This is a genomic window from Amycolatopsis sp. NPDC114503, from assembly GCF_055633655.1.
On record NZ_JBVKDT010000014.1, the window covers coordinates 20,520 to 33,373 of the forward strand.

Sequence of the window (12,854 nt, forward strand, 5' to 3'; positions counted from 1 at the left end):
CGGTCGTTCCGCGAAGGCTATCGGACTCGTGCGCCGCAGCGCGCTCATCCGCCCCCGGCCTGTCGCGGACGCACCAGCAAAGCCTGCGCGCCAGTGCCGACCGGACCGGAACGATCGTGCAGCGTACTGGTCGCGGTGCCGACGCCGTGCGGCCCGACCAGCGTCACCGCGTCGAGGCCGATCCACTCGCCCTCGGGGATCCGCCGCAGGTGCACGGTCAGTTCCGAGTTGATGAACCACCACTGCCCCGTCGGCAGGAAATGCGACACCCCGTTGCCGGAGTCGGCGATGGCGAACAGCCGCTGCAGGCCGGTCGGTTCCTCGCCGTCGACCAGCGGATACCGCTGCCGTCCCCACACCGCGGCCGGGCCCGGAGCGGAAATCGCGCCGCGGACCGAACGCCATTCGATCGCGTGCAGGTAGCCGCCCTGCCAGTCGTCCGGGAAGGCAGCCTCGCTGCCGGCGTCGGCCGCGGGCAGCAGCGGTCCGCCGTCCGTGGCGATTTCGGCGGTGTCCGACGTCGCGATCCGCCACCCCGACGCCCGCGCGACCGTGCGGCCGTTTGCGGACAGCTCGGACTGGACCAATTCGACCGTCCGGCCCGGCCGCTCGATCCACGACCGCTGCTCCAGCTGGCCCACCGGAGCCGGGCCGAGGATCTCGACCGTCACCCGCGCCAGCTGCGCCGGATGCTTCGACTCCAGCCGTTCGAGCCCGCGCACCAGCAGCGCCGACGGCGGACCGAAATGCTGCGCCCCCGGATTCCACGGGCCGGTGGTGTGTTCGGTCGCCTCGTACCGCTCGTCGCCGAGCGGGAGGAAGAACGCGTCGCCCATCAGTCGGCCCGGTCCAATACCGTCTCCTCGCCCGGATCAGGCTCCGGCCAGCCCGGATACTCCGGCGGCGTGCCGCCGAACTCCGGGCAATGCGCCTGGTGGTCGCACCAGGAGCACAGCTTTCCCTTGTTCGGCCGGAAATCGCCGGTCTTGCCCGCCTTCAGGATGGCCTGCCAGATCGCTTCCAGAGTGCGCTCGAACCGGACCAGTTCGGCCTCGTCCGGCGTGTAGGCCAGCGACTGGCCGTCGGTGAGGTACATCAGCTTCAGCTGCCGCGGGACGACCCCGCGCAACCGCCACAGCACCAACGCGTAGAACTTCATCTGGAACAAGGCCTTCGCCTCGCCGATTTCCCGCGGGGCGGCCCCGGTTTTGTAGTCCACGACCCGGATTTCGCCGGTCGGCGCGACATCCACCCGGTCGATGTACCCGCGCAGCAGCACGCCCGAGCCCAGCTCGATCTCGACGTGCAGCTCGCACGCCTCCGGTTCCAGCCTGCGCGGATCTTCCAGCTCGAAGTACGAGTCGAGCAGTTTTTCGGCTGAAGCCAGCCATTTGTCGGTCTCGCCGGGTTCGCCGTCCGCGAACAGCTCTGTCCACTCCGGACTGTCGCTGGACAGCTCAGTCCACGTCGGCGCGAGCAGCTCTTTCGCGCGCGGAGCGACGCGTTCGGCGGCGGGAAGGGCGAAAAGCCGCTCCAGCACAGCGTGGACGAGCGTGCCGCGCAGCTGCGCCCGGGTGGGCACCTCCGGCAGACGATCGACCGCGCGGAACCGATAGAGCAGCGGGCACTGCTTGAAGTCGCTCGCCCTGGACGGCGACAGCGCAGGCCGCCTCCTGGCGGGCGCGCCGGCCTCGGGAGGGGTGGTGACCGTGGCGGTGTCGGACATGGGGCAGAGCGTAACCCTGGGGTACGACAATTGTGCGGGCCGTGGGGCGGCGGGGTGTTGGAGGGCAGGGTTGAGGCGGGGGTCGGGCGGGGTGGTGTTTGAGTGGGGTGTCGGTGCGCGCTGGGTGGTGAGGCGGGGGTGTTCGGGGTGGGGAGGCCGGATGGGGTGACGCCGGAGGGGGCTGGGTGGCTGCCTGGCGGGTTTCGGCTGGGGAAGCACTCCCATTCCAGCGGGCAGCTGGTGTATGCGGCTCGCGGGGCGTTCGCTACGACCACTGAGTGGGGGACGTGGGTGGCGCCTGCGGATCGGGTTGTCTGGACGCCGCCGGGGGTTGAGCATTCGCACCGGTTTTACGGGCGGACCGACACCCGGATTCTCGCGGTGCCGGCGGAGGAGTGCGGAGGGTTGGCGCGGGAACCCCGCGTGTTCGCGGTTTCGCCGTTGCTGCGGGCGGGGATTCTGGCGTTGACCGGAGACAGCGCGCGGTCCGCGGAGGCGGCTCGGCGGGTTCGGGCGGTGGTGCTCGACGAGCTGGGAAAGACGCCGGGGGAGTCGCTGCGTCTTCCGGAGCCGCGAGACGACCGGCTGCGGGCCGTCAGCGAGTTGCTGCACGAGGATCCGGGGCGGGAAGAGACCCTGGCCGAGCTGGGGCGGGCGGCCGGGGCGAGCGAGCGGACTCTCAGCAGGCTGTTCCATGCCGACGTGGGCATGAGTTTTCAGCGGTGGCGGACGGTGCTGCGGATCCATCACGCGTTGTTCCAGCTGGCCGAGGGGGTGTCGGTGACGGATACGGCGATCGCTTGCGGGTGGTCGAATCCGTCGGCGTTCATCGGGGCGTTCACGGCGCTCGTCGGGCAGACGCCGGGGCGGTACCAGGCCGAGTTGCGCGGACGCGGCGAGTAGCGGGGCAGGTTGGCGGGTTTTCGTTACCGGGCGCCCGGTGATCGGTGGCGGCGAATCGGGGGACGGGAAGAGAGTGGTGATCATCCAGTCCACCAGCCGGTCCGATGGCCGGCGAAAGCTCTTTCCGGGGAACAGACATGACACAGGCAGACGAGAAAACCACGGTGGTCGTCGTGGGCGGCGGAGTCGCCGGGCTGGCGCTCGGCACGTTTCTCCTTCGCGGCGGGATTCCTTGCGTCGTCTTGGAAAAGCGCAGCCGGGAGTACGTCGAGCAGCGGCAGAGAGCCGGATCTCTCGACGGGCGCGGCGTGCGGATGCTGCGCGAGTGGGGAGCGGGCGAAGCGGTCGAGGAGCATGGCGACGGGTCGTCCGGCCTCGCGCTCCCGCTGATCCTCCACGGCGAGGAACGCGTGTGGCGGACGGAGCCCGACGAGCACGGTCCGGGAGCGTTTGTTCCGCAGCAGGTTCTCGTCCGGAACCTCATCCGGATCTTCCTGCGCGACGGCGGCGACCTCCGGTTCGGGGCGGAGGACGTCGAGCTGGAAGACCTCGGCACGGACCGTCCCCGGGTGCGTTACGGGGACAAGACGATCAGCTGCGAGTTCGTCGCCGGGGCCGACGGGTTCCACGGGGTCAGCAGGACGGCGATTCCGGACGGATTCCTCGCCTGCCACAGCCACGAGTTCGGCTACGCCTGGCTGTCCGTGCTGGCCGGCGTGCCCGCCGATCCGCTCGCGGTGATGGCAGTGCACTCCCGGGGCTTCGCCGCGCAGATCACCCGCGGCCCGAACGCGAGCCGGGTCTACTTGCAGTGTCCGGTCGACGACACCGTCGCCGCGTGGCCGGACGAGCGCGTGTGGGACGAACTCGGCATCCGGTTCGGCAAGCCGGTGCCGCGAGGGCCGATCGCCGCCAAACAGGTCGTGCCGCTGCGCGGGGCGGTGTTCAGCCCGATGCGCTACGGCAGGCTGTGCCTTCTCGGGGACGCGGCGCACCTGATCTCCCCGATGAGCGCGGAGGGGATGAGCCTCGCGCTGCACGACGCCGAGGCGCTCGCCCGCGCGGTCGTTCATCAGGTCGGGAAGGACGATCCGAGCTTGCTGGACAGCTACTCGGACACCTGCCTGGCGCACGTCTGGGAGCGGCAGGCGGCCGCGGTCTGGATGACCGACGCGATGCACGATTCCGGCGACGCCTCGTATCGCGGGGAGTTCCGCAAGCAGGTCGCGCTGGCGAACCTGGAAAACCTCGTCCAGCCGCGCACGCCGGTATCCGCCTGAACCCGGGCTGAGGCCGTGAAGGGCTCCTCGGCGAGAGAGGAGCCCTTCACGGACGCCGGGCCGGACCTGGGCGAGACCGACACCACCCGTCCGGGGCGACCGGGTCACCGGCTTCCCACACGCCGACCCCTACGCTGTCCGGCATGGCCGCGACCAGTCAGCACGGTGCCGGGCCCGCCCGGCGCGCCGGCGGGGACGGCGGCCTGCTGCTGTTCCGGGTCGGCGGGGTGCCCGTTTTGCTTGCCCCGTCGTGGTGGATCGGATCGCTGATCATCGTGGTGCTCTACGCGCCGCTGGTCGGACGGCTGCTGCCGGACGTTTCGACGCCGACCTCCTGGCTGCTCGCCGCCGCGTTCGCGGTGCTGCTCGGGCTTTCCGTGCTGGCGCACGAACTCGGGCACTGTCTTGTCGCGCTGCGGCTCGGGATTCCGGTCCGGCGGCTGCGGCTCTTCCTCCTCGGCGGACTGTCCGAAGTGGCCCGTACGCCCCGACGGCCCGGCCAGGAAGGTCTCGTCGCCGCGGCCGGGCCCGCGGTTTCGCTGGTGCTGGGCGGATTCTGCTCGCTGCTGCTGTTCGCGGTCCCGCCGGACGGCGCGGTGTGGCTGCTGGTCGCCGAGTGCGCGGTGGCGAACTTCGCGGTCGGGTTGTTCAATCTCCTGCCGGGATTGCCGCTGGACGGCGGACGGCTCGTGCGCGCCGGGGTCTGGGCGATGACCGGGTTGCGGGCCAAGGGAACGAAGGCCGCGGTCGCCGGCGGCGCGCTGGTCGCGACCGGGCTGATCGTCTGGGCGTTGCTCGGCTTGGCGATGCAGAGCCCGGACCGCTGGCTGCGGCTCGGAGTGTGCGTCGTGACGGCGTGGTTCGTGATCCTCGGCGCGCGGTCCGAGCTGGCCGCCGAAGCCCGGCGCGGCTGGCCCGCCGGGCTGGAACTGTCCGATTTGGTGCGTCCGGTGCTGCAGCTGCCCGCGGAAAGCCCGGTCTCCGACGCCTTGGCCGCGTCGGCGGGACGGGGCGTCGTGCTCGTCCGCGCGGACGGTGTCGCGGCGGGGTTGCTGGACGAGCAAGCCGCGCAGCAGCTGGCGAGCATCAGTCCGCACGCGCCCGCCGAACAAGCCGCGGAGCCGATCCGCGCGGAGACCGTGCTGCTGGCCTCGGAACCGGGGGAGGAGATCGCCGAGCGCGTGCGGGAGACGCCTGCCTGGCAGTTCCTCGTGGTCGACGACGAAGGCCGTCCCGCCGGAGTGCTGCGCCGGGAGGACCTGCGGACCGCGCTGATGCAGGGCCGTCGCGCTCAGTGAGGCACCCGCGCACGACGCGCGCGGGACGACCTGCGAGGATTCGACGTCGGCGTTCCGGGTTTGCAGTGGAGGAAGAAGTTGTCGGTCAGCGGACCGTTTCGTGCAGGTGACCGGGTTCAGCTGACGGACTCGAAAGGCAGGCACTACACCCTCACGCTCGCCGACGGCGGCGAGTACCACACGCATCGCGGCGCCCTCGCGCACGACGACCTCATCGGCCGTCCCGAGGGCAGCGTGGTCACTTCGGCGGGCGGCAGCACGTATCTCGCGCTGCGGCCGCTGCTGCCGGACTACGTGCTTTCGATGCCGCGCGGCGCGCAGGTCATCTACCCCAAGGACGCCGCGCAGATCGTGATGTGGGGCGACATCTTCCCGGGCGCGCGCGTCCTCGAAGCCGGTGCCGGTTCGGGCGCGCTCACTTGCTCGCTGCTGCGCGCGGTCGGTCCGGCGGGACAGGTGTTCTCGTACGAGATCCGCGACGACCACGCGGAGCACGCCGAGCGCAACGTCGAGAAGTTCTTCGGCGAGAAGCCGGACAACTGGACGCTCACCGTCGCCGATCTGGCCACGCACACCGGCGAGGTCGACCGGGTCGTGCTGGACATGCTCGCGCCCTGGGACCAGCTCCCGAACGTCGCCGCGCACCTGGTGCCCGGCGGGGTGCTGACGGTCTACGTCGCCACCGTCACCCAGCTGTCCCGCGTCACGGAATCGCTGCGGGAACAGCAGTGCTGGACCGAGCCGGAGTCGTGGGAGACGCTGATGCGGCCTTGGCACGTGGTCGGCCTCGCGGTGCGGCCGGACCACCGGATGGTCGCGCACACCGCTTTCCTGCTCACCGCACGCCGTCTCGCGGACGGCACGGTCTCGCCGCGGGTTTCACGACGGCCCAGCAAGGGCAAAGGCTAACCAGGGACGCACCAACGGCCGTTCTCGCGTCGCAGCGGGAACGGCGTGCTTTTGTGCCCACCGGTGCCTTCGACCCGGACGGTCACGGTGGCGTCGTCGCCCGCGATCACCGGCGGTCCGGCGAGCGAGACGCGAAGCGGGCCTGCGGCGTCCCATTTGGCTTGGAGTTCCTTCAACGCCGCCGCAGTTTGCGGTTTGCACGTGAGAGTGCCGAATTCGGCGGAGTCGGCGCGCGTGATCGCCTCGACGAGAGTGCGCGCGAGCGCGGCTATCGCGGCCTGATCCGCCGCAGGCGCGGGAAGAGCGGATGTGCTGCCGCGCGGCGGAGGCGGAGGAACGGGAGGGTCCGTTGTGGTGCGGGCGGGCCCCGGCAGGCCGATCAAGACCAGGCCGAGGACACCGCCCGCGACAACGGCTGCGAGCAGGACGAGTGCCGTGCTGAGCCGGCGTCTCACCTAGTGGTCCGTGCTGACCTTCCCGAGGCACCAGGCCCCGCCCTGGCGCAGGGCGGTGAGGGTGCCGTCGGCGGTCTTCGTGGACGTCGTGACGTGGTACTTCACCGTGGCCTGGTCGCCGCTTTCCTGCGGGCTGCTGGTCAGCTCGAAGTGGATGCCCGAGGGCATCTTGTCGGTCGGCTTCTGGCCCTTGGTGAGGCTGGTGCAGAGCATCGAGTACAGCCCGTCGGTGTCGGAGCTGTTGTAGGCGGCGGAAGCGGCCTCGAACAGCTCGCCCGACGTCGCCTTCGCGCCGGACGCGGCCGGGTAGTTGCCGCTGCTCGAACCCGACGAGGACGAACTCGACGGGGACGACGACGAGCTGCCGCTGGACGGCGGGCCCGCGACCGGGGCCGAGGACGACGCGGGCGGGGCCGCGGTCTTGTCGTCCTTGCTGTCGCCGGTGAGCCAGATGACCAGGCCGGTCGCGCCGCCGAGGACGACCACCGCGGCGACCGCGATGCCGACGATCAGGCCGGTCTTCTTCTTTTTCGGCGGCTCCTCGCCGAAACCGCCGAACTGGCCTCCCGGCTGCTGTCCGAACGGCCCGCCGGGCTGCTGACCGGGCTGCTGTCCGAACTGTCCGAACTGGTCCGGCTGCTGGCCGTACTGCTGGGGACTGCCCGGCTGCTGGTATCCGCCCTGGTAGGGGCCTTGACCGGGGCCGGGCGCGGAGGGGAATCCGCCGGACTGCGGGCCCTGCGGCGGCTGCCCGCCCTGGTTCCATCCGCCCTGCTGAGGCTGCCCGTACGGCTGCTGGCCGCCGGGCTGCTGCCCGTACGGGTTCGGCTGCTGTCCGTAGCCGCCGGGCTGCTGCGGCGGATAAGTCATCTCGGTTCCCCCTGCCGTGCGAACGAAAGTCCTGGCCACGAGCGGATCGCGGCCACCCGGGGATGCTAGCCAGCCGCGCTGCTTTCCGCGCAGCCAACCCGCAAGTCGGGTTCGCGGGACGCGCGGCGGGGCGTCCGCGGCGCGCTCAGTTCCGCGTTGCGGAAACTCGCGCGGAGCGGATTCCGGTCCGCGGCACCGAATCGGCCGCTTGCGCTGCGGTCGCGGCCGTGCTGGCCGGAAGAAAAAGCGCGACGCGCCGGTCTTGTGATGCGGAAAGGCCTTTTCTTGTCGGTGATCGCCGGTACCGTGGAATGAAAAGCACTCCGAGGAGGTGCCCGATGCATCATGACCTTCCCGGAGGTCGGCGCGAGGAGGCCGACCCTTCAGCAACCGGCGGAGCAGGGCAGACATCAGAGGAACAAGCCCGGCAGATCCGTTTTCTCGAGGAAGAAGTGGCGCTGCTGCGCCGCAGGCTCACCGATTCTCCGCGACAGAACCGCGTTCTCGAACAACGTCTCGCCGAGGCGTCGGAACGGGTGAGTCAGCTCACCGAGCGGAACACGAAACTCGTCGAAACCCTGCGCGAGGCGCGGGGTCAGCTGCTCGCCCTCCGCGAAGAGGTCGACCGGCTGGCCCAGCCGCCGAGCGGCTACGGGGTGTTCGTCGAGGCCTACGAGGACAACACGGTGGACGTCTACACCGCGGGGCGCAAGATGCGCGTCTCGGTGTCGCCCGCGGTGGAGGTCTCGTCGCTGCGGCGCGGGCAGGCGTTGCGGCTCAACGAGGCGCTCACGGTCGTCGAAGGCGGCGATTTCGAGCGCACCGGCGAGGTGTGCGCGCTGCGCGAAGTGCTCGCACCGGACGTCGAGGGCGGCGCCACGCGCGCTCTCGTGGTCGGCCACGCGGACGAGGAGCGGGTCGTCCTGCTTTCCGGTCCGCTCGCCGAGCAGCCGCTCAAACCGGGCGATTCGCTCCTGGTGGACTCCAAGGCCGGCTACGCCTACGAGCGGGTGCCGAAGGCGGAGGTCGAGGATCTCGTGCTGGAGGAGGTGCCGGACGTCCGCTACGAGGACATCGGCGGCCTGACCCGGCAGATCGAGCAGATCCGCGACGCGGTGGAGCTGCCGTTCCTGCACGCGGACCTGTACGAGCAGTACCAGCTGCGCCCGCCCAAGGGCGTGCTGCTCTACGGCCCTCCGGGATGCGGGAAGACGCTCATCGCGAAGGCGGTGGCGAACTCGCTGGCCAAGAAGGTCGCCGAGGCTCGCGGGGACCAGGCGGACGGCAAGTCCTACTTCCTCAACATCAAGGGCCCGGAGCTGCTGAACAAGTTCGTCGGCGAGACCGAGCGGTCGATCCGGCTGATCTTCCAGCGGGCGCGGGAAAAGGCCTCCGAGGGCACCCCGGTCATCGTGTTCTTCGACGAGATGGACTCGATCTTCCGCACCCGCGGCTCGGGCGTGTCCTCCGACGTGGAGACCACGATCGTGCCGCAGCTGCTGTCGGAGATCGACGGCGTCGAGGGGCTGGAGAACGTCATCGTCATCGGCGCCTCCAACCGCGAGGACATGATCGACCCGGCGATCCTGCGGCCGGGCCGGCTCGACGTGAAGATCAAGATCGAGCGTCCGGACGCCGAAGGCGCGAAGGACATCTTCTCGAAGTACCTGGCCGAGGGCCTGCCGATCCACGCCGACGACCTGGCGGAGTTCGGCGGGGACCAGAAGGCGACGTTCGACGCGATGATCCAGCACACCGTCGAGCGGATGTACGAGGAGAGCGACGAGAACCGGTTCCTGGAGGTCACCTACGCCAACGGGGACAAGGAAGTCCTGTACTTCCGCGACTTCAACTCGGGCGCGATGATCCAGAACATCGTGGACCGGGCGAAGAAGTCGGCGATCAAGTCGGTGCTGGAGACCCAGCAGCCCGGCCTGCGCGTGCAGCACCTGCTGGACGCGATCGTCGACGAGTTCGCGGAGAACGAGGACCTGCCCAACACCACCAACCCGGACGACTGGGCCCGGATCTCCGGCAAGAAGGGCGAGCGGATCGTCTACATCCGCACGCTCGTCACCGGCAAGAACCAGGAATCGGGGCGGGCGATCGACACCGCCACGAACACCGGTCAGTACCTGTAGCGCACCGCGAACCTGTGGGGCCGCCGGATCGTCTCCGGCGGCCCCACAGGCCGTTTCAGACCCGTTCCAGGACCGGTTGGCGCGCCCGGGAAAGCCGCCCGTGCGACGCCAGGATCCCGAGCACGACGAGCAGCGCGCCGACGGGTTCGTTCCAGTGCACCGGCTCGTCGAGGACCAGCACGCCGAGCAGAACGCCGACCACTGGAGTGAGGTAGGTCACAGCGGACGCGTTGGCGGCGCCCCAGGCGGTCGCGATGGCGGTGTTCCAGGTGTAGGCCACGCCGGTGCCGAGCACGCCGAGCGCGAGCATGGACAGGACCACGGCGAGGTTCAGGTGCACCGGCTGCGCTGCGATCGCCGGCGTCGCGGCCAGGAGAATGACGGTGGCGAAACCGGTTTGCCCGAACGCGACCACGACCGGGTCGGGATTGCGCGGCGACACGAACTTCCGCAAATACACGAAAGCCATGCCGTAGCAGGTGGTCGCGCCGAGGCAGGCGAGCTGGGCCAGTACTTCGTGGCTGAGGTCGATCCCGCGCCAGGCGCCGACCAGCGTGAGCACGCCGGCGAAACCGATCAGCAGCCCGGCGGTTTTCGGGCGCGTAAGCCGCTCGGCGGGCAGCGCGGCCGCGGCGAACAGCATGGTCAGCAGGGGAGTGGTGGCGTTGAAGATGCTGGCGAGCCCGGAGGCCACGTACTGTTCGGCCCACGAGTACAGCAGGAACGGGCCGACGCAGAACAGCAGTGAAACCACCGCGAGATGCGCCCACAAGGCGGGGTCGCGGGGGAGCGATCGCCTGCGCAGCACCAGGAACGCACCGAGTGTCAACGCGCCCAGCGCGACGCGGGCAAGCGCGACTTGAGCCGGCGACAGCCCCTCCAGGCCCACCTTGATGAACAGAAAACTCGCGCCCCACACGACGGCGAGCGCGACGAACCGGGCGGCAATGCCGAACTTCACTGAACCTCCGAAACGACTGGCGGACTGCTGCGGCCAGTCAACGTCCGCGCCACGCCCGGAGTCCAGCGGGATTCGGTCACTGCGCTCGACGTCAGTGTATAACGCCCTATACTGCGCCGCGTGAGCACAGACAACGCCCGCCCGCGCCCGCCGATCACCGAAGCCGACGTACTGGCCTGGCTCGAGACGACCGCCGCCGCCGTCCAAGCGGGGGAGTTGAACGCGAACGACCTCATCGACCTCCTGGGGGAGCTGCGCCGCGCGTCCGCCGCCTGCGCCGACGCCTCCGACTGGGCGCTCCTCGCCGCCCGCGAGGAAGGAGCCAGCCTCCGCCAGATCGCCCCCGTCTTCGGCAAAGGCTACGTCCGGGCACCCGCCGCCCGCCTCGAAAAACTCCACCGCCAAGCCCAAAACTCCGGCCAATGGCTCGCTATCCTCCGGCACAAACAAAGTGTATAACGACCTATACATTTGGCGATGGGAAAACGTTCCACGTCGCCTCGCCTAAACTCGCCCGACCATTCCCGAATACGGCTCAAGACAAGGAGATCCCGATGGACCGCATCGCGGTGGGGCTGGCCGCGCTCGGCCGTCCGGCATATATCAATCTGGGGCGGGACTTGCCCGAGGTGCGCGACGTTCCGTCGATGCGGGCGGCGACCCACGAGGTGCTCGACGCCGCTTACGCCGCGGGTGTCCGGTGGGTCGACGTCGCTCGGTCTTACGGCCGTTCGGAGGAGTTTCTCGGCGGCTGGTTGGCCGAACGCGGGCACCGGGACGTGACTGTGTCCAGCAAATGGGGCTACCGCTACGTGGGCGAGTGGCGGCTCGACGCGGACGTCCACGAGGTCAAGGAACACACGCTGCCGCGGTTCCGCGAGCAATGGGCGCAGACGCGGGAACTCTTGTCCGGCCACGTGGATCTGTACCAGGTGCATTCGCTCACTGTGGACAGTCCGCTTTTCACTGATCCGGCGCTGATCGACGCGCTGGCCGGGCTTTCCGGCTCCGGCGTCGAGGTCGGGTTCTCGACCTCCGGACCGGCGCAGGCGGACGTGGTGCGCCGGGCGTTCGAGCTGGAATCGGCCGGACAGCCGGTGTTCTCGTCGGTTCAGTCCACTTGGAACGTGTTCGAGCCGTCGGTCGGCCCCGCACTGGCGGAGGCGCGCGCGAGCGGGAAGCGAGTGCTGGTCAAGGAAACTCTCGCGAACGGACGGCTGGCGGTGGAAGCCCCGGAGCCGCTGCGGCGGATCGCCGAGGCGCATGGCGTCGGCCCGGACGCGATCGCCGTCGCGGCGGTGCTCGGGCAGGAGTGGGCTCCGGTGGCGGTGCTGGGTCCGTCGAGCCCGGCGCAGCTGGCCGCGAACCTCGCCGCGGCGCAAGTGCGGCTCAGCGAGGAAGACCGCTCTGTGCTGGGAAAACTGGCGCAGGACGCGCGCGAATACTGGGCGCATCGATCCCACCTCGGGTGGAGCTGAGCGACTGCATTACCCTCGGGCCCAGCATTGGCCCGGGGCGGACGGGCAACACTGAGCGCGGAGGGGCAACGTGCGTCGTCGGCAGGTGCCAGCAGTCGCTGTGCTGGTCGGGCTGGGCGCGCTGGCCGGGCTCGCCGGATGCGGCAACCGGCCCAACAATCTCGAGACCTACTACGACGATCCGGCTCCGGACACGAGCGCTCCGGTGGCTCCGCCGGTGTCGCGGGCGGTCGAGCCGCCGGTGGTTTCTTCCTCGGCGGCACCGGATCCGCGGCGTGCGGAGGCGGCGCTGCTGTCCGATTCGGACGTTGCCGAGGAGGGTGTGACGCCGGGGGCGGGGCGGGTTTCCGGGTGTTTGAGCGGGTTGGCTGCCGGGGAGCGGAAGTCGGTGAGCTGGGTTTATCCCAGCGGGTCGGCGTTGACGCATCAGGTCACGGTGTATGCGGGCCGGTCTGGCGAGGATGTCGTGGCGGGGGCGCATTGCGCTGGGGTTGAGGTGTCGTTGCCGCCGCAGCCTGGGGGTGTCGTGCAGCGGGCTTGGTGCGAGGGCTCGACTTGTGCGGTGTTGGTGGGCAAGGGGAATGTTGTGTCGGCGTTGAGTGTGGCGGCTAGTACGCCGGCGCGGGCGCAGGATGCGGCTAAGCGGTTGCTGCCCAAGGTGGCGGCGAAGGTTGCTGGTCAGTCGTGAGTGTGTTTGGTGGTGCGGCAGGACTGTGTTTGATGGCGTCGGCTTCGCCGTCGCGGGCGGGATCGCCTTTAGGTCGGCGTGGGGGGGGGGGGGGAGGGTAGGCAGGGGGGAGGGGGGAGGACGGAGTCTCCAACAACCCAAAAAG

At 70.2% G+C, this 12,854-nt stretch carries 13 protein-coding genes; 8 read left to right on the forward strand and 5 right to left on the reverse strand.

Annotated features, from left to right (window positions below; translation table 11 throughout):
* Nucleotides 1-44: 44 nt before the first annotated feature.
* Entirely contained in the window at nt 45-836 is a 792-nt protein-coding gene (locus ACZ7OI_RS40235; protein ID WP_470269380.1) for a thioesterase family protein, read from the reverse strand.
* Nucleotides 836-1,726, reverse strand: a complete 891-nt coding sequence (locus tag ACZ7OI_RS40240; RefSeq protein WP_344274138.1) for a RecB family exonuclease — start codon at nt 1,724-1,726, stop codon at nt 836-838. Before ACZ7OI_RS40240 ends, ACZ7OI_RS40235 begins: the two co-directional genes overlap by 1 nt.
* Before the next feature lie 165 nt (nt 1,727-1,891).
* Here ACZ7OI_RS40240 and ACZ7OI_RS40245 point away from each other — a divergent pair, with 165 nt between their 5' ends.
* The 4 genes from ACZ7OI_RS40245 (at nt 1,892) to ACZ7OI_RS40260 (ending at nt 6,116) form a co-directional block, all read left to right on the forward strand.
* The gene (locus ACZ7OI_RS40245) at nt 1,892-2,629 is read left to right on the forward strand and encodes an AraC family transcriptional regulator (RefSeq protein WP_470269574.1); all 738 of its coding nucleotides are present in this window, start codon (nt 1,892-1,894) and stop codon (nt 2,627-2,629) included.
* Nucleotides 2,630-2,766: 137 nt separating this feature from the next.
* A complete protein-coding gene (locus ACZ7OI_RS40250) occupies nt 2,767-3,909 on the forward strand; it encodes a 4-hydroxybenzoate 3-monooxygenase (protein WP_470269381.1) in 1,143 nt (380 codons plus the stop codon).
* Nucleotides 3,910-4,052: 143 nt separating this feature from the next.
* A complete protein-coding gene (locus ACZ7OI_RS40255) occupies nt 4,053-5,207 on the forward strand; it encodes a M50 family metallopeptidase (protein ID WP_470269382.1) in 1,155 nt (384 codons plus the stop codon).
* A 78-nt stretch (nt 5,208-5,285) separates the two neighbouring features.
* Entirely contained in the window at nt 5,286-6,116 is an 831-nt protein-coding gene (locus ACZ7OI_RS40260; RefSeq protein ID WP_116204965.1) for a tRNA (adenine-N1)-methyltransferase, read from the forward strand.
* Here the strand turns inward: ACZ7OI_RS40260 and ACZ7OI_RS40265 are convergent.
* Nucleotides 6,113-6,571 (reverse strand): hypothetical protein, encoded by a 459-nt coding sequence (locus tag ACZ7OI_RS40265; RefSeq protein WP_470269383.1) that lies wholly within the window; start codon nt 6,569-6,571, stop codon nt 6,113-6,115. The two genes, ACZ7OI_RS40260 and ACZ7OI_RS40265, sit on opposite strands and share 4 nt — an antisense overlap.
* Complete coding sequence (locus ACZ7OI_RS40270; RefSeq protein WP_470269384.1) at nt 6,572-7,441, reverse strand: hypothetical protein; 870 nt, start codon at nt 7,439-7,441, stop codon at nt 6,572-6,574.
* Between the two features lie 338 nt (nt 7,442-7,779).
* On the opposite strand from ACZ7OI_RS40270, the gene arc reads away from it, so the two are divergent.
* On the forward strand, nt 7,780-9,582 hold the full coding sequence (gene arc, locus ACZ7OI_RS40275) for a proteasome ATPase (protein WP_470269385.1): 1,803 nt from the start codon (nt 7,780-7,782) through the stop codon (nt 9,580-9,582).
* 55 nt (nt 9,583-9,637) lie between these two features.
* On the opposite strand, the gene ACZ7OI_RS40280 is transcribed toward arc, so the two are convergent.
* Nucleotides 9,638-10,543 carry a DMT family transporter gene (locus ACZ7OI_RS40280; protein WP_470269386.1) on the reverse strand — a complete coding sequence of 302 codons (906 nt, stop codon included), beginning with the start codon at nt 10,541-10,543 and terminating at the stop codon, nt 9,638-9,640.
* 120 nt (nt 10,544-10,663) lie between these two features.
* Between ACZ7OI_RS40280 and ACZ7OI_RS40285 the strand changes: the two genes are divergently transcribed.
* The 3 genes from ACZ7OI_RS40285 (at nt 10,664) to ACZ7OI_RS40295 (ending at nt 12,709) form a co-directional block, all read left to right on the forward strand.
* The gene (locus tag ACZ7OI_RS40285; RefSeq protein WP_101439870.1) at nt 10,664-11,002 is read left to right on the forward strand and encodes a hypothetical protein; all 339 of its coding nucleotides are present in this window, start codon (nt 10,664-10,666) and stop codon (nt 11,000-11,002) included.
* 95 nt (nt 11,003-11,097) lie between these two features.
* A complete protein-coding gene (locus ACZ7OI_RS40290; RefSeq protein WP_470269387.1) occupies nt 11,098-12,021 on the forward strand; it encodes an aldo/keto reductase in 924 nt (307 codons plus the stop codon).
* Between the two features lie 70 nt (nt 12,022-12,091).
* Nucleotides 12,092-12,709 carry a hypothetical protein gene (locus ACZ7OI_RS40295; RefSeq protein WP_470269388.1) on the forward strand — a complete coding sequence of 206 codons (618 nt, stop codon included), beginning with the start codon at nt 12,092-12,094 and terminating at the stop codon, nt 12,707-12,709.
* Nucleotides 12,710-12,854 lie beyond the last annotated feature (145 nt).

Excerpts from the sequence above, each read along its gene's own strand:
- ACZ7OI_RS40235 (WP_470269380.1), bottom strand. The coding sequence starts at position 836 with ATGGGCGACGCGTTCTTCCTCCCGCTCGGCGACGAGCGGTACGAGGCG.
- ACZ7OI_RS40240 (WP_344274138.1), bottom strand. The coding sequence starts at position 1,726 with ATGTCCGACACCGCCACGGTCACCACCCCTCCCGAGGCCGGCGCGCCC.
- ACZ7OI_RS40250 (WP_470269381.1), top strand. The coding sequence starts at position 2,767 with ATGACACAGGCAGACGAGAAAACCACGGTGGTCGTCGTGGGCGGCGGA.
- ACZ7OI_RS40255 (WP_470269382.1), top strand. The coding sequence starts at position 4,053 with ATGGCCGCGACCAGTCAGCACGGTGCCGGGCCCGCCCGGCGCGCCGGC.
- ACZ7OI_RS40270 (WP_470269384.1), bottom strand. The coding sequence starts at position 7,441 with ATGACTTATCCGCCGCAGCAGCCCGGCGGCTACGGACAGCAGCCGAAC.
- arc (WP_470269385.1), top strand. The coding sequence starts at position 7,780 with ATGCATCATGACCTTCCCGGAGGTCGGCGCGAGGAGGCCGACCCTTCA.
- ACZ7OI_RS40290 (WP_470269387.1), top strand. The coding sequence starts at position 11,098 with ATGGACCGCATCGCGGTGGGGCTGGCCGCGCTCGGCCGTCCGGCATAT.